This is a genomic window from Streptomyces spinosus, from assembly GCF_020400655.1.
In the GTDB taxonomy this organism is placed as follows: Bacteria; Actinomycetota; Actinomycetes; order Streptomycetales; family Streptomycetaceae; genus Streptomyces; species Streptomyces argyrophylli.
Genome location: NZ_JAINRC010000009.1, coordinates 297,393 through 318,959 on the forward strand (window position 1 = coordinate 297,393; position 21,567 = coordinate 318,959).

The window sequence follows — 21,567 nt, forward strand, 5'->3', positions numbered from 1 at the left end:
GGGGGGACCACGTTCGAATTCCGTGACTTCGCGCCACTGATTCAACACGAAAGGTTACTGAAACCCATGGGTTCGATGTGAGTTTCGCCGGCGGAGTCGGCAGAGTGGCGCTCGCCGCTTCCGGCACCCGACCGGGCCGGAGCCGGCGACCCGAATGTTCGAGCGGAAGGATGCACACAATGCGGAACACCGCGCGCTGGGCAGCGGCCCTCGGCCTCACGGCCGCCGCCGTTTGCGGACCCCTGACCGGGGCCGCCGTCGCTGCACCGGGCGCCGCCCCGTCGTCGCTCTACGCCCCCTCGGCCCTGGTGCTCACCACCGGCCACGGCGACGACGCGGCCACGGCCACTCCGGAGCGCGCCGTCACCCTCACCTGCGCCCCCACCGCCTCCGGCACCCACCCGGCCGCCGCCCAGGCCTGTGCCGAACTGCGGCTCGTCGGCGGCGAACCGGAGGCCCTGAAGCCGGCCGACGACGTGATGTGCACGAAGGTCTACGACCCCGTCGTCGTCACCGTCCAGGGCGTCTGGCAGGGCAAGCGCGTCTCCTACGAGCGCACCTTCGGCAACGTGTGCATGAGGGATGCCGCCGGCGGCGCTCTGTTCGCCTTCTAGGACCGGGATCGCAGGGGTCCCCGTGGACGCCGGATCAGGCCCGCAACTGGGGAGTGCGGCCCCCTGGAGCGGGGAACCTGGGATCTCGCGCCGGGGCCGGCGGGCGGAGTGGGGCCGCCCGCCGGGCCCGGGCACACAGCCGCTCCCCGGGCCGGTCCGTGGGGGACCGCCCGGGGAGCGGCGAAAAACAATCTGTTTCAACCAGATGTTCAGGCCTTGCGCCGGTGACTCGTGTCGCACCAGGGGTAGCGGCGACTGCGGCGGCAGGTACACAGAGCGACGCGGAAGCGGTCCGAGCGGACCGTGGTCCCGTCCTCCAGTTCGATCTCCACGGGCCCTTCCACGAGGAGGGGCCCGCGCCGCTGCATGGTGATCCTCCGCGCCCGGTCCGCCGAAGCCCCGGCCGTGGGACCGGCAGGTGCGGTGTCCGCCGCGCAGTCCACGGCGTTCGCGGCGTCCACGGAGGCCGCGGCGTCCACGGAGTCAGCAGGGTCGTTCGGCACGGATCACCACCAGCTCTTCCCTGTCCTCGGCCGGCGCGAGCAGCCCGCGCCGGCGCAGCCAGTCCGCCCGGGAACGCAGCACCGGGCCGAAGGCGATCCAGCGGCGCCGGACCACCGACGCCTTCAGGCCCGCCGCCCGCAGCAGCTCCAGGGTGCGGTCGGGACCGCTCAGCGCCGAGTGCACCATCAGCAGCACCCCTCCGGGGCGCAGCAGCGCCGGCGCGTCCCGGCAGATCCGGTCCAGCAGCAGCCGCCCGTCGCACCCGGCGTCCCAGGCCCGGGCCCGGCCGTGCGGCCCGCGGCCGGCGTCGGGCGCCGGGACGTAGGGCGGGTTCGCCAGGATGAGGTCGTACGTCCGGCCCCGCACCGGTGTGAAGAGGTTGCCGCGCCGGATACGCACCGGCAGCCGCGTCAGCCACGCGTTCAGCCGGGCCGTCCACACCGCCCGCCGGGAGACGTCCACCGCGGTCACGACCGCTCCCCGGCGGGCCGCCTCCAGGGCCAGTGCACCGCTCCCGGTGCCGACGTCCAGCACCTGTGCGCCGGGCGGCGGCGCCTCCTCGTGAAGGGCCTCGGCCAGCAGCTCCGTGTCGTCCTGCGGGGCGTACACACCCGGAAGCACCATAGCGATCACGTCGCGCGGGTACCCCGGGAATCAGGATGTATGAGGAGCCCCCTGTTCCACGGGTGCCCCCACGAGGGACTCCGGGGCCGTGCGCACGGGGGAGGCCAGCGGGGTCCGCAGCGACGACCGTCCCGCGCGCCAGGCGTCCAGCAGCCGCCGGGCCAGCCGGTCCTCCAGGTACTCGGTCGCGTCGATCCCGAAGGCGACGTCCGGCGCCAGCTCCGGTTCCTCGTCGAGCAGTCCGCCGATCACCTCGTGCCGGACGACCTGCTCGTGCACCGCGTCCGCTTCCACGTGCTCGTCGTAGAAGAACTCGGCGGCCGGACCGGCGCCGGTGCGGCGCATCGCCTCGGCCAGCCGGCGGGAGCCGGGCGAGGAGGTGATCTCCACCTCGGCGAAGTGGCCCACCAGCGCGCCGCGCAGGTCGCGGTGCAGGCCGAACAGGGACATCAGGTTGACGACGGCCAGCATCTCGGCCGGGGCCGCGTCCAGGTGGCGGCCGTAGGTGGTGTCCAGGCCCAGGTCCGTCATCAGGTCGGCGAACAGGCGCGCGTGCACCCGGTCGGCCCGGCCGCCGCCGAACTCGTCGTACTCCACCGCGGCCATCGCCGCCTTCGCCCGGCCCCACAGCCGCGGCAGCACCCAGGCGTGCGGGTCGGCCTCCTTCAGGTGGTACAGCGAGCGCAGCGCCGCGTACTCCCGCAGCTGCCACAGCTCGCCCTCGGCACTGAGGAAGTGGGTGACCCCCGTGCCCTCGGCCGGCTCGACGAGGAGGGCGGCCAGCGCGTCGTCCAGGGTGTCGTGGACCGGGGTGTCGGCGCGCAGCGCGGCACCGAAGCGGTGTTCCAGCGCGGCCCGGACGCGCAGCAGCCCCGGGTCCCACTCGGTCTCCGGCGGGACACCGGCGAAGCCGCGGTAGTGCAGCTCGTAGCAGAGGTACAGGGCGAGCTGGAGGTCGTCGCCGTACGGATCGGCGGCCCCGGCGTCCGCGGGATCGGGAAGCGGGCCCGCACCGCGCAGGTACGCGGCGACCGCGGCGGAGAGCGGGCCTCGGGGCGGGGGCAGCAGGGGTCCTCGCACGTAGTGGTTCATGGCGTTCGGGTACCCGCCGCGCGGGAAAGCACCAGTGAGCGGAGAAGCACGGGTGATCGGCCGCACTCCGGCCCGCCAGCCCGGCCCGTGCGTCCCTCGTCCGCCCCGGTCCGGCTCGCCTGCGCCGCCACCGGTCGCACCGCACCGGCCGGGTCGCGCCCGCGCCTGCGTGCGGGGCGGCCCGGGTGCGGGCGGAGCGCCCCGCGGGCGCCCCGCCCGGCCGGCCTCAGTCGCCCTTCGCCTGCTCCTGCGCCGTGGGGCTCGGGGTGATGGTGTCCCCGGCCTCACCCGAGGCGGACGGGTCCTCGTCGCGCTCCTCGGCGTCCTCGACCTCCCGGAGGACTTCCTCCAGGGCCGTGTCCGGCCGGTCCTCGTGGTCGTCGTGGCCGTTCCCGCCAGGCATGCCGTCTCCTTCCGTCGGCGAGGTGATCTCCTTGGCGGGTTACCCGAGCGAGGCGTCCCAAGCGTCCCCCCGGACGGGGCGAGGGGCCGCCGTCTCCCTGCTGACGGCGGCCCCTCGGGCCCGGACTGCTACGGCTGTCACATGTGGACGACGGGTGCGGCGCCCGCGTCCTGCCGCGGCACCCCGCGCCGGTAGCAGAGGAAGGCGATGACCGCGCCGGCGCCGAAGAGGACCGCCGACCACCAGAAGGCGGTGGTGTAGCTCTCGATCGTTGCCTGCCCCTGCACCAGCTTGCTGGTGGCGTCCCGGCCGGCCAGGTAGTCGGTGGCCGCGCTCGCCGCGAGGGTGTTCAGCAGGGCCGTGCCGATCGAGCCGCCCACCTGCTGCATGGCGTTGACGGTCGCGGAGGCCACGCCCGCGTCCTCGGCCGCGACCCCGCCGGTGGCCAGCTGCATGGCCGTCGGCATGACGAGGCCGAGGCCCACGCCGATCACGATCAGCTGCGGGAGCACCGCGCCGAGGTAGTGGGAACCGAGGCCGATGCCGGTCAGCCAGGCCATGCCGGCCGTGGCGACCGCGAAGCCCAGCGGGATGACGACCTTCGGGCCGGTCCGGGGCAGCAGGACCGTGGTGCCCACCTGCGCGGTCACCATCAGCGCGCCGACCATCGGCAGGAACGCCACTCCGGTCTTCGTGGGGCTGAAGCCGAGGTTGAGCTGGAGGTAGTAGGTCAGGAAGAGGAACACGCCGAACATGCCGCCGGCGGCGATCAGCACCGCGAGGAAGGAGGCCGCGCGGTCGCGGTCGATCAGGATGCGCAGCGGCAGCAACGGGTGCGCGGTCCGCGTCTGCCACCAGGCGAAGGCCGTCAGCAGCACGGCACCCGCGATCAGGAAGCCCCAGGTCAGCGGCGAGTCCCAGTCGTGGGTCTCGGCGTTGGAGAAGCCGTAGACCAGGGAGAACAGGCCGGCGGCGACCAGGACCGTGCCCGGGACGTCGAGCTTGGCGTTCGCCGCGTCGCGGTGGTTGCCCAGCAGCAGCCAGCCGCCCGCGAAGGCGACGACCGCGATGGCCACGTTCACGTACAGCGTCCAGCGCCAGTCCAGCGCGTCGGTCAGCACACCGCCGAGCAGCAGACCGAACGCACCGCCCGCGCCGGCGATCGCGCCGTACACGCTGAACGCGCGCGCCCGCTCGCGGGCGTCGGTGAAGGTGGTGTTGAGCAGGGAGAGCGCGGCGGGCGCGAGCAGCGCGCCGAAGACACCCTGGAGGGCGCGGGCGACGACCAGCATGGTGAAGCCGTTCGCGGCGCCGCCGAGCGCGGAGACCGCGGCGAAGCCGACGACGCCGATGAGGAAGGCGGTCTTGCGGCCGAACATGTCGGCGATCCGGCCGCCGAGCAGCAGCAGGGAGGCGAAGGCCAGGGCGTAGGCGGTGACGATCCACTGCCGGTTGCCGTCGGAGAAGCCGAGGTCGCTCTGGGCGGACGGCAGGGCGATGTTCACGATCGTGGCGTCGAGCACCACCATCAGCTGGGCCGTCGCGATGACCGCGAGGATCCACCACCGCTTGGGCGAGGCCTCGGTGTGCTCCGGCGCCGCGGCTGCCGCGCGGGAGGTCTCGGCCAGGGTCTTCTCGGGCATGCGGAACCACTCCAGGGAAGTCGTTCGGGTACGGGACGGCACAGGGGTACGAGAAGGCGAACAGCTCGTAAACGAAACTGTTTCGTACACCGAGAGCTTAGGTCACCCCGAGCGAAACGGCAACGTTTCTTTATCGCGGCGCGCTTCGCCGTGCGCGGTGTTTCAGTGTGTGGCGCCCTGGATACACCGCGAAGGTTCGGCCCCGGAGTTCGCGAGCCCGTGCAACGCCGTCGCAGTGAGGTCGTCACCATGTCCCATGCCCCGTCCCCCGCAGGACCGTCGAACGAGACCCGGCCGCTCCGGGCCCCGGCCGTAAGGGCGAAGACCGCTGCCCGCCCCGGCCGGGGCGGTGCCGCCCTGGTGACCGGCGCCTCCTCGGGCATCGGCGCGGCCGTGGCCCGCCGGCTGGCCGCCGAGGGCGGCTGGCGGCTGGCCCTGAACGGACGCGACGTCACCCGACTGGAGCAGGTGGCCGCACAGGCCGGTGCGGTCGCGCTGCCCGGCGACCTGACCCGGCCCGGCGCCGACCGCCGGCTCGCCGGACTCGCGCTGGACCACCTCGGGCGGCTGGACCTGCTCGTCGCGGGCGCCGGCCTCGGCTGGGCCGGGGACTTCACCGGCATGCCGGCCGCGCGGATCGACGAGATCGTGGGGGTCGACCTGCTGGCCACCGTGCACCTGGTGCGGACCGTGCTGCCGCACATGGTCGCCGCCGGATCCGGACGCGTCGTGCTCATCGGATCCCTCGCGGGCAGCGTGGGCGTGCGCGGCGAGGCCGTCTACTCCGCCGCGAAGGCCGCGCTGGCCACCTTCGCCGACTGCCTGCGCTACGAGCTCGGCGGCACCGGGGTGGGCGTCAGCCACGTCATCCCCGGCGTGGTCGCCACCCCCTTCTTCGACCGGCGGGGCACCCCGTACGCGCGGTCCTGGCCGAGGCCCGTGTCCGCCGAACGCGTGGCCGACGCGGTCTGCGCCGCCGTCCTGCACGGCCGGGACGAGGTGTACGTCCCCGGGTGGCTGCGGCTGCCCGCCCGGGTGCGCGGCGCCGCGCCCGGACTCTACCGGCGGCTCGCCGCCCGCTTCGGGTGAGCGGTCATGATGGCGCTGACGGTCCTGCTCGCCCTGCTCGCGGCCCTGTCCAACGCGTCCGCGTCGGTGCTGCAGCGCCGGGCCGCCGTGCAGGAGGAGCCGGACCAGGACGGCAGGGCCTCCGCGCTGCGCCGGTTCGCCCACCTGCTGCGCAGGCCCTCCTGGCTGGCGGGCGCCGGGCTGCTGGGGCTGTCCAGCCTGTTGCAGGCCGGGGCGCTGGCCGTGGGCAGCCTGTCCCTGGTCCAGCCCCTGCTCACCGCCGAACTGCTGTTCACGCTGGCCGTGGGCAGTGTCGTCTTCCGGCGCCGCCCCAAGGCCCGCACCTGGCTCGCGTTCGTCGCCCTCGCCGGCGGACTGGCCCTGTTCCTCCTGGCGGCGGCGCCCTCCGCCGGCCGGCCCACCGCGCGCCCGGGGGACTGGCTGCTGGGCGGCGGCGGGGCGCTCGGCGTCGTCGTCCTGCTGGTCCTGCTCGCGCGCCCGGCCCGGGGCGCGTCCCGGGCCGCGCTGCTCGGCCTCGCCTCCGCCGTGTCCTTCGCCACGACCGCGGCGCTGCTGAAGGAGGCCGTGGGACGGCTCGGGCAGGGACCGGCGGAGATGTTCGGACACTGGTCGCTGTACGCCACGGGGGTCGCCGGACTCGTCGCGTTCCTGCTGCTCCAGGGCGCGCTCGGCGCCGGCTCGCTGACGGCTTCCCAGCCCGCCCTCACCCTCGGCGACGCGCTCACCAGCGTCGTGCTCGGCTGGGTGCTGTTCGGCGAATCGATCCATCTGGGCCTCAGCCTGCTGCCGGAGGCGATCGGCGTCGCCCTCATCGGCGCGGGCAGCATCGGCCTGGTCCACTCGCCGTCCGTCGGCGGGGAGTGGGACGCCACGGACCCGAAGGAGTCCCCCGGCTCCACCACCGCTCTCCCGCGCACCCCCAGGAGGTAGGTCACCCATGTCCCTCGTGTCCGGCCGCGCCGTACGCACGGCCGCCGTGCTGCTGCCCGCCGCGGTCGCCGCGGCCCACGTCGGCCCGGCGGCCACCTGGCTCCCGGGCGTACGGCTGCCGCTCTTCCCCGGGCTCGCCGGTACCGGCCCCGGCAGGCACATCGCGCTCACCTTCGACGACGGACCGGACCCGGCGTCGACCCCGCGGTTCCTCGAAGCGCTGGACGAGCTCGGGGCGCGGGCCACGTTCTTCGTCCTCGGCGAGCAGGCGGTCCGCCATCCGGCGCTGGTCCGGGAGACCGTACGGCGCGGGCACGAGCTCGGGGTGCACGGCTGGACCCACGACCGGCCCTGGTGGCCGGCGTTCGCCCGTGACGCCGAGGAGGTCGCCCGGACCGTCCGCGCGGTGCACGACCTCACCGGCCACCGGCCCCGGTGGTACCGCCCGCCGTACGGCATCCTCACCACGAGCCGCTGGCTGGCCGCCCGGCGGGCCGGACTGCGCACGGTGCTGTGGTCGGCATGGGGCAGGGACTGGACCGCCGACGCGACGGCCGCGTCCGTACGGGCCCGGGTCGCCGCGGACCTGCGCGGCGGCGGCACCGTCCTGCTCCACGACTCCGACCGCCACGCGGCCCCCGGCTGCTGGCAGGCGACGCTGGCCGCGCTGCCAACGGTCGTCCGGGACTGCCGGGAGGCGGGGTGGACGGTGGGGCCCTTGCGCGACCACGGGGTGGTTCCGGTCCCGGTTCACGGCGGGGCGGTGGTGCCGGCCGAGCTGGTGGGGGAGTGACGGGGGCCTCTCACGCACCCGTCGCCAGGTCCGTCACGCGGTCCAGCGCGTCCGCCCGGAACACGGCACGTCCACGGGCCACCCGGTCCGTGCGTTCCCGGGTGTGCTCGCCGAGCCGCCCGAGTGCCGCCAGCAGCGCGGGGGCGTCCGGGGCCAGTTCGGACAGGCCCAGCTCGCTCATGCGGCACACGCCGTCGGCGCCGTGGCCGGGGAGCGGGCGGTGGGCGATCACGGGCAGGCCCGCGGCGAGGGCCTGGACGGCGGTCTGGCCGGCCGCGTTGTCCACCAGGGCGTAGCACGCGGCCAGCAGGCCGGGCATGTCGTCGACCCAGCCCAGGACCAGCGCCGCCGGCTCCCGGGAGACACGGGCGCGCAGCCGCTCGTTGCGGCCGCACAGCACCACCGGCAGATAGCCGGCCGCCGCCAGCAGCCGGGCGGTGGCGGCCGGGCGGGACGCCGCGCCCCAGGCACCTGCGGACAGCAGCACCGGGGGCCGGCCGGGCGCCCGCCGGGCGAACCGCTCCCGCCAGCGGGTCTCCCCGGCGGCCGGCGCGCGGAAGGCGGGCGCGACCACCGGGCCGGTCGTGACGGCCGGCACGGCCAGGAACCGGCGTACGTCCGCCGCCGCCGCGTCCGTGAGGCACAGATAGCGGTCGTTGCCCGGATGCAGCCACTGCCGGTGCACCGCGAAGTCCAGCAGGAACACGGCGCTCGGCACCCGCAGCCCGCCCCGCTCCCGCAGATGCCCGGTCAGCTGCGCGGCCAGGTGGAAGACGGACACCACCACGTCGGCGCCCGTGCGGTCCACGAGCTCCGTCAGCCGGTCCCCGGCCAGCCGGGCGAGCGGGACCCCGCTGGGCCGCCGGCCGGGCCCGCCGCGCAGGAAAGCGCCGTAGACCCCGCCGTACAGCCAGGGCAGGTGCCGTACCGAGGCCTGGTAGCCGCGGCGCAGCCCCGTGCCCAGGCCGTACGGCAGCAGCGCCAGCACGTCGGCCACGCGGGTCTCGTGGCCGCGGCCGGCCGCCCGCCGCGCCAGCTCGGCGGCCACGGTGTCGTGACCGGCTCCCATGCTCGCGCTCAGGATCAGCATGCGCCGCCGGCCGTCCGGCGCGTCCTCGGTGGTAGGCACGGAGCCCGATTCTCCGCCGCCGCGCCCCGCAAACCGGACCCGCCGGCCGTGTCGCCGGCCCGGCGGTCACCCGTGCGCAGCAGTGTGCCGGGCCGGTGCCCGCCCTCCGGCTGCGAGTCGCGCGGCGCGTGCCAGGCTGGATGGATCGGCACGACAGAGCGTGCGGTGGGCGGCGAGCGGCGGGAGGTGCCGTGAGGCGGTTGCGGCGCGGCCTGCACCGCGCGTGGCGGTGGCTGCGGGTCCAGGCCTTGTTCGAGCACGGCCGGGAGCTGGAGCTGATGCACCGGGCCATGGGCTTCGCCACCCTGGCGCTGGTCACGCTGGCCCCGCTGCTGATCGTGGTCGCCGCGGCCGACCCGCTGGTACGCGGCGGCTTCGCCTCCTGGCTCACCGACGGCATGGGCCTGTCCGGCCGGTCCGCCCACGTCGTCACCGATGCCATCAGCCCCCCGCGCAAGGTCATCGGCACCACCAGCGTGTGGAGCGGCGTCCTGCTCGCCGTGTTCGGCGTCTCCTTCGGCGGGAGTGTGCAGAACGCCTACGAGCGGATCTGGGGACTGGCCTCGGGGCCCTGGCACCGGGTGTGGCGGCAGGCGACCTGGCTGGTGGTGCTGACGGCGTACCTCTACCAGGAGGTCGCGACGAAGTCGACGCTGTACGGGACGCAGCGGATCGTGTTCTCCGCGCTGATCGGAGTGCTGTTCTTCTGGTGGGGACAGCGTTTCCTGCTCGGCGGGCAGATCCACTGGCGTTCACTGCTGCCCGGCGCGGTGGCCACGGTCGTCGGCCTGGCCGGCCTGCGCGCCTTCTCCTACCTCGTCTTCACCCCGCTCATCGTCACCAACGCCCTGAGCTACGGCGCCGTCGGCACCGTGCTCGTCGTCGAGTCCTGGCTCATCGGCGTCGGCTTCGTCATCTACGGCGGGGCCCTCTTCGGCCGCTGGTTCACCCAGCACCACTGGGTGCCGTCCCACCACGAGGACGAGCCGGCCCCGCGTGAGCCGAACGAGCGGCACTAGGGTCTTTCGTTTGGATCAGGCCGGATCAGGGAGCGGGGTCTGGTGCCGTGCGTCGCAAGGCGGAGGAGGGCGCCATGGCGGAGCCATGGCAACCGACGACAACGCGGCGAGGCGCGGTGCCAGGGCCCGCGAGCCCGGCCTGATCCAAACGAGAGGCACTAGGCCAGCTGCCGGCGGACCAGTTCGTGCAGCCGGCCCCCGGTGTCCGCGAGCAGTTCGGCCGGGGTGCCCTGCTGGACGACCTTGCCGTCCTCCATCACGATCACCCGGTCGGCGTCCATGACGGTCGACAACCGGTGGGCGATGACGATCCGGGTGGCGTTCAGCTTGCGGGTGCTGTCGATGACGACGCGCTGGGTGTCGTTGTCCAGGGCGCTGGTCGCCTCGTCGAAGAAGAGGATGCGCGGGCGCCTGATGAGCGCCTGGGCGATCATCAGGCGCTGCCGCTGACCGCCGGAGATCGCCCCGCTGCCCGCGACGATCGTGTGCAGCCCCATCGGCATCCGCTGGATGTCCTCGGCCAGCCCGGCCAGCTCCGCCGCCGCCATCACCTCCTCGGGTGTGTACGGCTCGGTGCCGCAGATGACGTCCATGATCGAGCCGCTGAACGGCTGGGCGTGCTGCAGGACGACGCCGCACTGGCGGCGTACCGCGGACTGGTCGAGCGCCGCCAGGTCCTGCCCGTCGTACAGGACGCTGCCGGAGACCGGCCGGTCGAAGCCGATGAGCAGGCGCAGCAGCGTGGACTTGCCGCAGCCGCTCGGGCCGACGACTGCCACGAACTCGCCCGGCCGAACGGCGAAGGTCACGTCGTCCAGCACCAGCGGACCGTCGTCGGCGTAGCGGAAGGACAGCCGGCGGGCCTCCACCGCGCCGGACAGCGGGCCGGGGCGGGTGCTCGCCGTGCGCACCTCGGGGGTGGCCTCCAGCACCGGCTTGATCTCCTCGAACAGCGGCAGTGCCGCCACCGCCGACACGAACGCGCCGGTCAGCTGGGTGACCGAGGTCAGCACCATGGTCACCGACGTGCTGAAGGCGAGGAAGTCCGCGGCCGACATCGCCCCCCTGGCCGGGCCCGCCAGCAGCATGAACATCAGCAGGGTGCACACCGGCAGGTAGACCGCGCCGAGGACCGTGGTGAGGTTCTTGATCCGGCCGGCCTTCTGCTGGAGCTCCCGGCTGTGCGCGAACTGGCGCGCCCAGGCCGCGTAGGCGTAGTTCTCGGCCGCCGCCACCCGCAGCTTCGGCAGCCCGCGCAGGGTCTGGAACGCCTGGTTGTTCAGCTTGTTGCCGAGCACCACCAGGCGCCGCTGCCAGCGCACCTGCCACAGCCCGAGCCCGCCGAACACCGCCGCGATGACGACGAGCATGCCGATCGCGGCCGTCGCCATCGCCGGGCTGTACCAGAACAGCAGGGCGAGGTTCATCGCGCCGACGGTCACCGACTGGGCGACGACCGGGCCGACGCCCGCCAGCAGCCGGCGGATCGTGCTGACGCCCATCGCGGCACTGGCCAGCTCACCCGTCGAGCGCTGGGTGAAGAAACGGGTCGGCAGCCGCAGCAGCCGGTCCCAGACGGCGGGCTGCAGCGCCGCCTCGATCCGGCCCTCCAGACGGAGGATGGACAGGTTCTCCAGCAGCGTGAACGCCGCCGCGACCACCCCGCTCACCATGACCGCCAGGCACACCTGGACGATCAGGTCCTCCTGCGCCTTCGGCACGTACTCGCCGAGCACCTTGCCGGTCGCGATCGGCACCAGCGCGCCGACCGCCACCGTCACCAGCCCCGCGAGGAGCAGGTTCAGCAGGTCGGCGCGGGTGCCGCGCAGGCTGAACCGCAGCAGCCCGAGCGGCCCGAGCGGTCTGTCGGGCAACGGCCGGTAGAACATCACCGCGCGCGGCTCGAACTCCTCCGCGTTCGCTTTCTCGACGGGCGTCTCGCGCCCCGTCCCGGGGTGCACGGCGACGTAGCCGCCGCGCCGCCACAGCAGTGCGACCGGCGCCCCGGACAGCGCCCGGTGGCCGACGAGCGGGCCCACGTTCTCCCGCCACCAGCGCCCGTCCAGCCGGACGGCCCGCGTCCGCACCCGGGAGGCCAGCGCCACCCGCTCCACCGGGTCCAGCCGGTCGCTCCCCGTGCCGTTCTGCGCGGGCTCGGCGAGCCGGATGCCGGCCGCCTCGGCGACCAGCTTGCAGGCCGCGTACGTGGCGTCGGCGTCGGCGGCGGTCGTACGGCGCGAGGAGCGCTTGCCGATGGAGGCCAGCAGGGTCCGGTCGGCCTGGGCGCGCACGGCCTCACCGGCCTTGATCCCGGCGGCCGTCCGGGTCTCGTGGGTGCGCTCCAGCTGCTCGATCCACCGGTCGAGCGCGGTCAGCAGCCGGTACTGCTGGTCCACCATGCTCTGCCACAGCGCCGGGTCCACCAGCAGGTCGGCGGCGGCCTCCGCGCCGTACAGCGAGCCGTACTGCACACTGCCCGGCGGCACCTGCATCCAGAACACGTCGTCGTCCGCGGGGGCCGTCGCCCGTTCCTCGGCCAGCGGGGCCTGGAAGAGGACGGACAGGCCGCGGCCGACACCGAGGGCGAGCGCGTACTCCAGCGGGCTCGACGTCGGCGGCACGTACTGCGGGTTGCCGTACTCGTCGTACGACCAGGTCTGGGTCTGCGCCGGCTGGTACAGCTCGCGCAGGCCGACGCGGTGCACCACGCAGTCCCGGACCGGCCGGGCCACCAGGGTGTGCTGGGGGCCGGCGACCGGGCCGAGCAGCAGCGTGCCCGCCTCCAGCCTTCCCAGGTGGTGCCAGTGGCCCTGCTGGGCGGCGTCCACCGCGTACAGGTCCAGGGCGCCGGCCGCGACCAGCCACAGCACCTGCGGACCCTCCAGGTCCAGGCGGCCGAGACCGGCGCAGTCGAACCGCGTGCCAAGCGAGCCGAGCGCGCCCAGGACGAGGTCGCCTTCGTGTACGGAGGTCATCTCACCGCTCCCTGACCAGCGCCGCGTACGCGCCGCCGCGCGCCACCAGCTCCCCGTGCCGCCCGCGTTCCACGACCGTGCCGTGCTGGAGGACGACGATCTCGTCGCTGTCGCGGACCGTGCTCAGCCGGTGCGCGATCACCACGCAGGCACAGCCGCGCCGCCGCAGGTTGTCCATCACGACCTGCTCGGTCTCCGCGTCCAGCGCGCTGGTCACCTCGTCCAGCACGAGGATGCTCGGCCGGCGCACCAGCGCCCGCGCGATCTCCAGGCGCTGGCGCTGCCCGCCGGAGAAGTTCCGGCCGTCCTGCTCGACCCTGCTGTGGATGCCGCCGGGCCGGCGCATCACCACGTCGTACAGCGCCGCGTCCTTCAGCGCCTCCACCACCGCCTCGTCCGGGATCGACGGGTCCCACAGGGCCACGTTGTCGCGCACCGAGCCCTCGAAGAGGAAGACGTCCTGGTCGACGAAGGAGACGGAGGCGGCGAGCGCGCCGCGCGGGATGTCCTCCAGCCGGCGGCCGTCGATGCGGATCACCCCGTCCCACGGCGTGTACAACCCCGAGATCAGCCGGGAGACCGTGGACTTGCCGCTGCCCGAGCCGCCCACCAGCGCCACCTGCTGCCCGGGGCCGACGGTCAGGTCGAACCCGGTCAGCAGCGGCTGGTCCAGCGGGCTGTAGCCGAAGGTGACGTTCTCCAGCTCGACGTGCCCGTGCAGCCGCCGGGTCGAGTCGCCGCCGCCGGGGCGGGCGTAGAGCGGGTCGGCCTGGAAGTTCTCCACGTCCTTCAGCCGGGCCACGTCGGCCGCGAAGTCCTGGATCCGGCCCGCCACGCCGTTGAGCCGGGTCAGCGGCGCGGTGAAGCGGGTGACCAGCGCCTGGAACGCGACCAGCAGACCGACCGAGATGTGCCCCTCGACCGCGCGCATCCCGCCGATCCACAGGATGAGCGCGCTGTTGAAGGTGGCGAGCGTCGGCGCGACCACGCCGAGCCAGGCGCTCGGCACACCGAGCCGCTGCTGCTCCTCCAGCGTGGTGGCGTGCTGCCCGGCCCACTTGCGGAAGTAGCCGTCCTCGCCGCCGGTCGCCTTCAGCGTCTCGATCAGCTGCAGGCCGGTGTACGACGTGTTGGTGAGCCGCGCGGTGTCCGCGCGCAGTTTCGCCGTCCGGGTCGCGCGCAGCCGTACGACGAGCCGCATGGCGACCACGTTCAGCAGGGCCACGCCGATGCCGACGAAGGTCAGCTGCGGGTCGTAGGTGTAGAGCAGGACCGCGTAGAGGACGACCACGATCGCGTCGACGCCGGCCGCCGCGAGGTCGCGGGCCAGGGTCTCGGCGACCTGGTCGTTGGACTGCAGGCGCTGCACCAGGTCGGCGGGGGAGCGCTGGGCGAAGAACGTCACCGGCAGCCGCAGCAGATGGCGCAGGAAGCGGGCGCTGGAGAGGGTGGAGGAGATGATCCGGCCGTGCAGCAGGTTGGCCTGCTGGAGCCAGGTCAGCACCAGTGTGAGCAGCACACAGGCGGCCATCGAGGCGAACAGGACGCCCAGCAGCGAGGTCTGCCCGCCGATGAGGAACGTGTCGATGTAGGTGCGGCTGAGCGCGGGCACGGCCGCGCCGACCGCCACCAGCAGCAGGCTGGCCAGCACGGCGGCGGGCAGTGTGCCCGCGGTGCCGCGCAGCCGGGCCGGCATCGCGCCGAGCACACCGGGCTTGCGCCCGCCCCTGGTGAAGCCCTCGCCGGGTTCCAGCACCAGCACCACACCGGTGAAGCTGCCGTCGAACTCCTCCATGGGCACGAAACGGCGGCCCTTGGCGGGGTCGTTGACGTACACCCCGCGCCGGCCGAAGCGGCGGCCCATGCCGTCGTAGACGACGTAGTGGTTGAACTCCCAGAAGAGGATGGCCGGGGCCCGCACCTCGGCGAGGGCCGCCAGGTCCATCTGCATGCCCTTGGCCGTCAGGCCGTAACCGCGGGCCGCCTTGAGCAGGTTGGAGGCGCGGGAGCCGTCGCGGGAGACACCGCAGGCGATGCGCAGCTCCTCCAGCGGGACGTGCCGGCCGTAGTGGCCGAGCACCATCGCCAGGGAGGCGGCGCCGCACTCGACGGCCTCCATCTGGAGCACGGTGGGCGTACGGACCGTGCCGGTACGGGACTTGGGGACCGGCCGCTTGGCGGGGGCCGCGCGTCTGCGGCCTCGGGTCTCCTGGGCGGTGGTCACGGGAGCAGCCAATCGACGGGGTGCTGGTCGGCGAGCCGGACGGAGCCGGTGGCGAGCGTCATGGAGTCGAGCCGGAACGGCGGTCCGTCCTTGGAGGACCAGCGGTAACCGCTCCTGGTCGACGAGGACGCGGCGAGTTCCACCAGGACGGCCACCGGGCGGCCCTTGCGGGTGAACTGCTCGCCGAGCTGGCTGTCGCCGAGGAACGCGGAGATCGACTGGGCGGACTGCGCCGTGCGGTCCACCGACTTCACCTCGCCGCGCAGCACGCCGTACCGCTGCGTCGGTACGGAGGACACGGTCAGGTCGACCGCGGCGTGCGCCGGGATGGCGGCGGCGTTCTCGGCCGGCACGTACACGGTCGCGTACAGCGGGTCGGAGGCGTGGGCGACCTTCTCGACCGCGGCGACGTCGGTGCCGGTCCGGACGATCTGGCCGAGGGTGGCGGCGAGCGTGGTGACGCGTCCGGCGGCGACCGTCCGCACCACACTCTCGCCGTTGTCCGTACGCACCTTGAGCAGGGGCGCGTTCGCGGGCAGCCGCTGGCCCTGCCGGGCGAGGACGGCCGTCACCTGTCCGGCCACCGGGCTCTGCAGCACGTAGCTGCCCTGGGCGTGGGTGAGGACGGCGGGCGCGCTCACGGTGGAGGTGACCGAGCCGGTCACCGCCCAGACGGAGGCGGCGGCCATGACGACGACGGTGACCCCGAGCGCGAGCCAGCCCTGCGGGCGGGCCAGCCGCACCGGGAGGTCCAGCTCCTCCGGTGACTGGAGCTTGGCGAGGGCCTGTTGGCGGAACTGCACGGGTCTTCCCTCACCTGTGGGAGAGATGCGGGTGTTTCAGGGCACCGATGAGCCCCGGAGCCGTGGGACGGCTCCGGGACGTCGGTCACACCGGGGGTGCGATCAGAGACCGGCGACCAGGCCGTTGACCGGGGCGACGTTCAGGCCGGAGACGCCCTCGACGGTGCCGACGACCGTGTTGACCAGGCCGGTGACGCCCGGGGCCACCGCGTTCACGGTGCCCAGGGTGCTGTTGAGGGTGTTCACGGACAGACCGCCGGAGACGTTGTCCAGCTCGGCGTCCGAGATCTCGACGGTCTCGACCTGGGGGGTGGAGTTCATGATGGAACTTCCCTTCATATGGATATCTCACAAGGGGGGAGCGGCCCCCTCTGGGGACAGACGGACGGCCGCGACCACGGGCGCCGGGCCCCCGTCTCCGGGAGCCCGCCGGACCCCCGCGGTGCGATGGATCAAAGCACGCACGCGGGGCCCGCTTCCAATCAACCAGGGCTCCCACCTGGGCATTTGGTGCCTCAGCGGGGTCCAACCGTGCAGGTGTGCGCACGGCATGTCGGCGACTCCTTCACATGCCGCACGGCATCGCCGCGCCGGGTGCCTTGCCCCTCGGATCGCGAATCCGGCACTCCTCGCCAAAGACGTGCCGGGGGGCGCGCGGATGTGCAGATCTCCGTACGGCCGTGACGCGCCTGGGTATTCGATGTGCAGATTCCCTGAAGGGTGGATTCCGCTTCGTGTCCGCAGCTGAGCGTGTCTGACCGGTTGCCGAGCGTGTCGGCACGGAGTTGTGTCAGTCGACGTAGCGTCAGTCGACGTAGCGTCAGTCGACGTGGCGTCAGCCGACGTGGCGTCAGCCGAGAATCGCGTAGACCGTGCTCGCCCGGGCCGCCAGCGCACCCGAGGCGGCGTCGCTCAACGTGACGTCCGCGAACGCCATCCGGCGGCCCAGCTTGGTGAGCACCGCCTCGATCAGGACGTCCGCGCCGCTCACCGCCCGCTGGAACGAGGTCGACTGCTGCACCGTCGTCATCGGCACGAACCCGCCCCGGGCGGCCGAGACCGCGATCACCGTCGCCGTGTCGGCCGCCGCCATCAGCGCCTGTCCGGACAGTCCGCCGCCCTCCCGCGCCAGCCGGTCCGACCAGGGCAGACGCAGCACGGCCCGGTCCTCGCCCACCGCTTCGACGGTCAGGCCCAGCTCGAGCACCCAGGGGGCGAAGTTACCGGAGAGGATCTTGTCGGCTTCGGCGGTGGTCATCGTCATATGGGGGATTGTTCCCGGCCGCCCGCCACGACACGCGGAGCATGGCCGGTTCCCCGCGCCGGTGCGAGCCGCGCGGAAGCGGAATTGAACACACCGCGCGGCCGGTGCGTACGTACGGCCATCCAGGCGCCCCGGTACGAACCCGATACGCACTGCCCGTCAGCGGCAGACCCCGTGGAGGTCGAGAAGTTTGAGTCACAAGCGAATGCCCAAGCGCAAGGCGGCGATAGCGGTGGGCGGTGTCGCGGCGCTCGGGGCGGCGGCCCTGCTGCTGCCCAACGCCAACGCCTCCCAGGACGAGGACAACGCGACCGCGGGCGGCACGGCGGACGTGAAGACCCTGAAGGCCACGGACGCCTCCGACCTCGCCGGCCGGCTGCAGAAGATCCTCGGCGACGCCTTCGCCGGCTCCTACTACGACAGCGGCAGGCAGCAGCTCGTCGTCAACGTGGTCAGCGGCGACAACAACGTCGTCGTGCAGGCGAAGAAGGCCGGTGCGGTGGTCCGGCAGGTCGACAACAGCACCGCCGAACTCCAGGCCGCCGCGCGGACCCTGAAGGCCAGGGCGACCATTCCCGGCACCTCCTGGGCCGTCGACCCCCGCACCGACAAGGTCCTCGTCACCGCCGACTCCACCGTGACCGGCGCCAAGTGGGACAGGTTGCAGTCGGCCGTGCGCGGGCTCGGTTCCGGCACGGCGACCCTGAAGAAGTCCTCCGGCACGTTCAAGACCTTCGTCTCCGGCGGCGACGCCATCTTCTCCCAGGTGCAGGGCGGCAGCGTCCGCTGCTCCCTCGGCTTCAACGTCACCGCCTCCGACGGCAGCCCCGCCTTCCTGACGGCCGGTCACTGCGGGGTCGCCGCCAAGCAGTGGTCGGATTCCGCGACCGGGCAGCCCATCGCCACCGTCGATCAGGCGACCTTCCCCGGCGAGGGCGACTTCTCCCTCGTCAAGTACGACGACCCGAACACCCAGGCGCCCAGCGAGGTCAACGCCGGCAACGGCCAGACCGTCCAGATCAAGCAGGCGGCGGACGCCACCGTCGGCGAGACCGTGTTCCGGATGGGCTCCACCACCGGGCTGCACGACGGCCAGGTCACCGGTCTCGACGCCACCGTCAACTTCCAGAGCGAGACCGACCCGAACGGCGTCGACACCGTCACCGGCCTCATCCAGACCAACGTCTGCGCCGAGGCCGGCGACAGCGGCGGCTCCCTGTTCACCCAGGACGGCAGCGCCCTCGGCCTCACCTCCGGCGGCAGCGGCGACTGCACCAACGGCGGCGAGACCTTCTTCCAGCCGGTCACCACCGCCCTCCAGGCCACGGGCGCGACGCTCGGCGACGGCGGCGGGGGCGGCGGCAACGGAGCGGGCGACCAGGCCGGCGCCGGTGACCAGGCGGGCGCGGGCGACCAGTCCGGGGCCGGTGCCGGTGATCAGGCGGGCGCGGGCGACCAGTCCGGGGCCGGTGCCGGTGATCAGGCGGGCGCGGGCGACCAGTCCGGTGCGGGTGCCGGTGATCAGGCGGGCGCGGGGGACCAGGCAGGCGCCGGCGGTCACCAGGCCGGTGCCGGCGGTGACCAAATCGGGGGCGGCGCCGATCCGTCCGGTGCCGGCGCGGCGGACGACGGGTCGTCGTCCCTCACCGGCTCCCACTGACCGGCCGCACTCCCGCTGACCGGTCCTCCCACCGGCCGGCCCGGCCCTCCGGCGGGAGGGCCGGGCCGGCCGGGCGTCACCCGTCGTCCCGTGCGCGCAGCAGCAGCACCGCCACGTCGTCCGCCCGCCCCCGGGCCCCCGCACTGTGCCGGACCACCTCGTCCGCGAGGGTCTCCAGCGGCTGGTCGCCGATCTCCGCGAGCAGCCCGCCGAGGTCGGCCAGCGCGTCCTCGATGTCGATGCCCCGGGACTCCACCAGGCCGTCGGTGTACAGGACGAGCACCGAGCCGGGGACCAGGGCGACCTCGGTCGTCGGATACCGGGCCGAGGCGTCGATCCCGAGGAGCGGGCCCCCGGCCAGGTCCAGCACCCGCACCCGCCCGTCCGGCCGGCGCAGCAGCGGCGGCGGATGACCCGCCCGCGCCATGACGGCCCGCCCGCGCGCCGGGTCCAGCCGCAGATACAGACAGCTGGCGAACAGTTCGGAACCGAGGTCGATGAGCAGCCGGTTGGTGCTGCTCATCACCTCGTGCGGCGCCTGCCCCACCGTGGTGTACGCGCGGACCCCGGTGCGGATCTGGCCCATCAGGCCGGCCGCGGTCACGTTGTGCCCCTGGACGTCCCCGATCACCGCCGCCGCCTGCGGCCGGGTCGGCACCAGGTCGTAGAAGTCGCCGCCGATCTCCATGCCGTGGGTGGCGGGCAGATAGCGGGCCGCCGCCTCGATGCCGGGCGGGGGCGCCAGCGAGTGCGGCAGCAGCGCCTGTTGCAGGCCGTGCGCGAGGCGGTGCTTGGCGTCGTAGAGCAGGGCCCGCTCCAGGGCCTGTGCGATCAGCCCGCCGAGCGAGGTCAGCACCGCCCGCTCGTCGGCGGGGAACACGTGCGGCTCCGCGTAGGCCAGCACACACGTGCCGACCGGCCGCCCGGACGCGATCAGCGGCAGGTACGCCCAGGCCGCGAAGCCGTCAGGGGTGTCGTGCCGGCTCGGATACAGCCGTTCCAGCTGCTCCCGGGAGTCGAAGAAGGCGGGCACCCCGTTGCTCAGGACGTGCGTGCCCGGGGTGCGCTCGGACAGCGCCAGCCCGTCGAACCGCTCCACGACGTGCGGGTCCGGGTAGCCCCGGTGCCCCAGCACGTGCAGCCGCCCGCCCTGCGCCCGCAGCAGCGCCAGCGCCTGACTGCCGACGGCCGGGGCCACCTCGTCCCACACCAGCTGCACCACGTCCCGCACCCCGACCGCCTCGGTCAGCGCGCCCGCCAGGCTGAGCAGCTGGGAGATCGTCACGAGCCGGGACGGGCCCGGGCCCGCCCGCGGGGCCGCGCCGGTCATCTCCGCCACCGCCCGGGCGCGGGTGACGCGCACGCTCAGCCCGGTGGTGCTCGGATACATCCGGAACGACAGCCACTCGCCCGGCGGGCGCAGCGCCACGAACGACGTGACCCGCTGGCTCACCAGCGCCGCCCGGTAACGGTCCTCGTACATCGGGTCGTTCAGCCAGGGCACCGACACCCAGGGCACCGTGCCCAGCAGTTCCGCGGCGGGCCGGCCGAGCAGTTCGGCGGCGGCCGCGTTCAGGAAGCCGATACGGCCGCGCAGATCCATCGAGATCAGTCCGTACGGCAGCCGGGACACCATCCGCGCGGCCTCGACCGAGCCCAGCGTTTCCGCCACGAACGACGCCGGCGCCGCGAGCACGTCCGGCTCGTTGCCGAGCGGGCGGTCCTTCCGCGCGGCCCGTTCCAGCAGCAGCGCCAGCCTCGCGCAGGTCGCCGTCAGATGCTCCCGCTCCCGGTCCGACAGCTCGGCGCGCGTGCCCGGCCAGGTCACGAACACCGCGCCGTACACCGTGTGCTCCGTCGCCACGGGCGCGGCGGCCAGCGCGAACGGGTACGGCAGCACCACCGAGATCCTCGGGTAGCGGCGGGCCATCTCCGCCTCGCCGCCCACCCACACGAGCCGTCTCTCCCGCGCGGCGTCCGCGACCGGGATCGGCGCGCTCAGCCCGACCCGCTCCCACGGTGCCGCGAAGGCGCGGGGCATGCCGGCCATGACCGCCATCTCCAGGACGGGCTCGTCGGGCCTGAGCAGGTAGACCGCGCCGGAGTGCGCCTGCACGTCCTCCAGCAGGGTGGCCAGCGCCAGCGACAGCACCGGCCGCCGGGCCGGCGCCGTGCCGGCCGCCGGTGCCCGCCCCGGCTCCGGCCCGTCGGACACGCCGACCACCTCCTCGTACGGCCGCGCGTCGCATCCCCGTCCCAAGACTTCCTCGCGGCGGCGCCCCGCGCACGGTGAATGTCCACGGGGCTCCGTTCGCGCCCGCGCGTGCCGGATGGCTCCGAATACCCCGCCCGGCCGTCTCCATGCGCCGGCGCGGAAGGGGAGGGCCTGACGCGGACGGAGAGGAGGGTCTGACGCGGACGAGACCACGGCGGACGAGCGGGCCGTACCCCGGGGACCGGCCGGCGTCCCGGGGCGGCGCCCGGCGGCGGACGGGAAGCACGAGTGGTGTTCGGGCTTCTTGTGTGCGCCCCCGCCGCGCCCGGATGGCCGAAACCATGCGCATCGGCGCCCGTTCCCGGCCCCGTGCGGCGCCTGAGCGGTCGAGTGCGAGGCGGCGGGACAGGTGGCCGCCGGGCGTGTCGGCGGTGGACCGGTGCGGCGCGCCGCGCGTGTCGTCGCCGTCGGCCGACGGTGCCCGAGGTCTCCGCTGGCCGAATCATCACCCCAGATCAGGGGCAGTCCGGCCACCGGGTGTCACAGCGGGGCGGCACACCGGCCCAGGGACAGGCGCGGCCCGTAC

The 21,567-nt window shown here is 74.2% G+C and carries 18 protein-coding genes; 6 read left to right on the forward strand and 12 right to left on the reverse strand.

All coding sequences use genetic code 11. The features are described 5' to 3' along the window. The first annotated feature begins 179 nt into the window (after nt 1–179). A complete protein-coding gene (locus LG395_RS19340; RefSeq protein WP_225810620.1) occupies nt 180–614 on the forward strand; it encodes a protease inhibitor in 435 nt (144 codons plus the stop codon). Between the two features lie 209 nt (nt 615–823). On the opposite strand, the gene LG395_RS19345 is transcribed toward LG395_RS19340, so the two are convergent. The 5 genes from LG395_RS19345 to LG395_RS19365 form a co-directional block, all read right to left on the reverse strand. Further along, nucleotides 824–982 carry a CDGSH iron-sulfur domain-containing protein gene (locus LG395_RS19345; RefSeq protein WP_171159506.1) on the reverse strand — a complete coding sequence of 53 codons (159 nt, stop codon included), beginning with the start codon at nt 980–982 and terminating at the stop codon, nt 824–826. 115 nt (nt 983–1,097) lie between these two features. Next, nucleotides 1,098–1,742, reverse strand: coding sequence for a HemK2/MTQ2 family protein methyltransferase (locus tag LG395_RS19350; RefSeq protein WP_171159505.1), 645 nt, complete (start codon nt 1,740–1,742; stop codon nt 1,098–1,100). Nucleotides 1,743–1,772: 30 nt separating this feature from the next. Further along, entirely contained in the window at nt 1,773–2,834 is a 1,062-nt protein-coding gene (locus LG395_RS19355; RefSeq protein WP_225810621.1) for an iron-containing redox enzyme family protein, read from the reverse strand. A 226-nt stretch (nt 2,835–3,060) separates the two neighbouring features. Beyond that, nucleotides 3,061–3,237 (reverse strand): hypothetical protein, encoded by a 177-nt coding sequence (locus LG395_RS19360; protein WP_225810622.1) that lies wholly within the window; start codon nt 3,235–3,237, stop codon nt 3,061–3,063. A gap of 137 nt (nt 3,238–3,374) precedes the next feature. After that, on the reverse strand, nt 3,375–4,880 hold the full coding sequence (locus tag LG395_RS19365) for an MFS transporter (protein WP_225810623.1): 1,506 nt from the start codon (nt 4,878–4,880) through the stop codon (nt 3,375–3,377). A gap of 249 nt (nt 4,881–5,129) precedes the next feature. On the opposite strand from LG395_RS19365, the gene LG395_RS19370 reads away from it, so the two are divergent. Genes LG395_RS19370 through LG395_RS19380 form a run of 3 tightly spaced genes read left to right on the forward strand, consistent with a single transcriptional unit; the run spans nt 5,130 to nt 7,692 of the window. Continuing rightward, nucleotides 5,130–5,969 (forward strand): SDR family NAD(P)-dependent oxidoreductase, encoded by an 840-nt coding sequence (locus tag LG395_RS19370; RefSeq protein ID WP_171150468.1) that lies wholly within the window; start codon nt 5,130–5,132, stop codon nt 5,967–5,969. A gap of 6 nt (nt 5,970–5,975) precedes the next feature. Further along, nucleotides 5,976–6,899: a DMT family transporter gene (locus LG395_RS19375; protein ID WP_225810624.1), complete on the forward strand. Its 924-nt coding sequence runs from the start codon at nt 5,976–5,978 to the stop codon at nt 6,897–6,899. 7 nt (nt 6,900–6,906) lie between these two features. Then, nucleotides 6,907–7,692, forward strand: coding sequence for a polysaccharide deacetylase family protein (locus tag LG395_RS19380; protein WP_225810625.1), 786 nt, complete (start codon nt 6,907–6,909; stop codon nt 7,690–7,692). A 10-nt stretch (nt 7,693–7,702) separates the two neighbouring features. Here LG395_RS19380 and LG395_RS19385 read toward each other — a convergent pair whose 3' ends face one another. Further along, nucleotides 7,703–8,821, reverse strand: a complete 1,119-nt coding sequence (locus LG395_RS19385) for an MGDG synthase family glycosyltransferase (RefSeq protein WP_225810626.1) — start codon at nt 8,819–8,821, stop codon at nt 7,703–7,705. A 191-nt stretch (nt 8,822–9,012) separates the two neighbouring features. Here LG395_RS19385 and LG395_RS19390 point away from each other — a divergent pair, with 191 nt between their 5' ends. Continuing rightward, a complete protein-coding gene (locus tag LG395_RS19390) occupies nt 9,013–9,840 on the forward strand; it encodes a YhjD/YihY/BrkB family envelope integrity protein (RefSeq protein WP_372463439.1) in 828 nt (275 codons plus the stop codon). A gap of 158 nt (nt 9,841–9,998) precedes the next feature. Here the strand turns inward: LG395_RS19390 and LG395_RS19395 are convergent, their stop codons facing one another. The 5 genes from LG395_RS19395 to LG395_RS19415 all read right to left on the reverse strand — a co-directional run bounded on the left by LG395_RS19395 (nt 9,999) and on the right by LG395_RS19415 (nt 17,106). Continuing rightward, nucleotides 9,999–12,815, reverse strand: coding sequence for an NHLP bacteriocin export ABC transporter permease/ATPase subunit (locus LG395_RS19395; RefSeq protein ID WP_171150463.1), 2,817 nt, complete (start codon nt 12,813–12,815; stop codon nt 9,999–10,001). 1 nt (nt 12,816) lies between these two features. Further along, nucleotides 12,817–15,039, reverse strand: coding sequence for an NHLP family bacteriocin export ABC transporter peptidase/permease/ATPase subunit (locus tag LG395_RS19400; RefSeq protein ID WP_171150462.1), 2,223 nt, complete (start codon nt 15,037–15,039; stop codon nt 12,817–12,819). Further along, on the reverse strand, nt 15,036–15,842 hold the full coding sequence (locus LG395_RS19405; RefSeq protein ID WP_225810627.1) for an HlyD family efflux transporter periplasmic adaptor subunit: 807 nt from the start codon (nt 15,840–15,842) through the stop codon (nt 15,036–15,038). The genes LG395_RS19400 and LG395_RS19405 overlap by 4 nt, the downstream gene beginning before the upstream one ends. A gap of 102 nt (nt 15,843–15,944) precedes the next feature. Beyond that, nucleotides 15,945–16,163, reverse strand: coding sequence for a hypothetical protein (locus tag LG395_RS19410; RefSeq protein ID WP_014676668.1), 219 nt, complete (start codon nt 16,161–16,163; stop codon nt 15,945–15,947). A gap of 529 nt (nt 16,164–16,692) precedes the next feature. Further along, nucleotides 16,693–17,106, reverse strand: a complete 414-nt coding sequence (locus LG395_RS19415) for a PaaI family thioesterase (RefSeq protein ID WP_225810628.1) — start codon at nt 17,104–17,106, stop codon at nt 16,693–16,695. 205 nt (nt 17,107–17,311) lie between these two features. On the opposite strand from LG395_RS19415, the gene LG395_RS19420 reads away from it, so the two are divergent. Further along, entirely contained in the window at nt 17,312–18,766 is a 1,455-nt protein-coding gene (locus LG395_RS19420) for a S1 family peptidase (protein WP_225810655.1), read from the forward strand. A 76-nt stretch (nt 18,767–18,842) separates the two neighbouring features. Here LG395_RS19420 and LG395_RS19425 read toward each other — a convergent pair whose 3' ends face one another. Further along, nucleotides 18,843–20,981, reverse strand: a complete 2,139-nt coding sequence (locus LG395_RS19425; protein WP_225810629.1) for a SpoIIE family protein phosphatase — start codon at nt 20,979–20,981, stop codon at nt 18,843–18,845. Between the last annotated feature and the right edge of the window lie 586 nt (nt 20,982–21,567).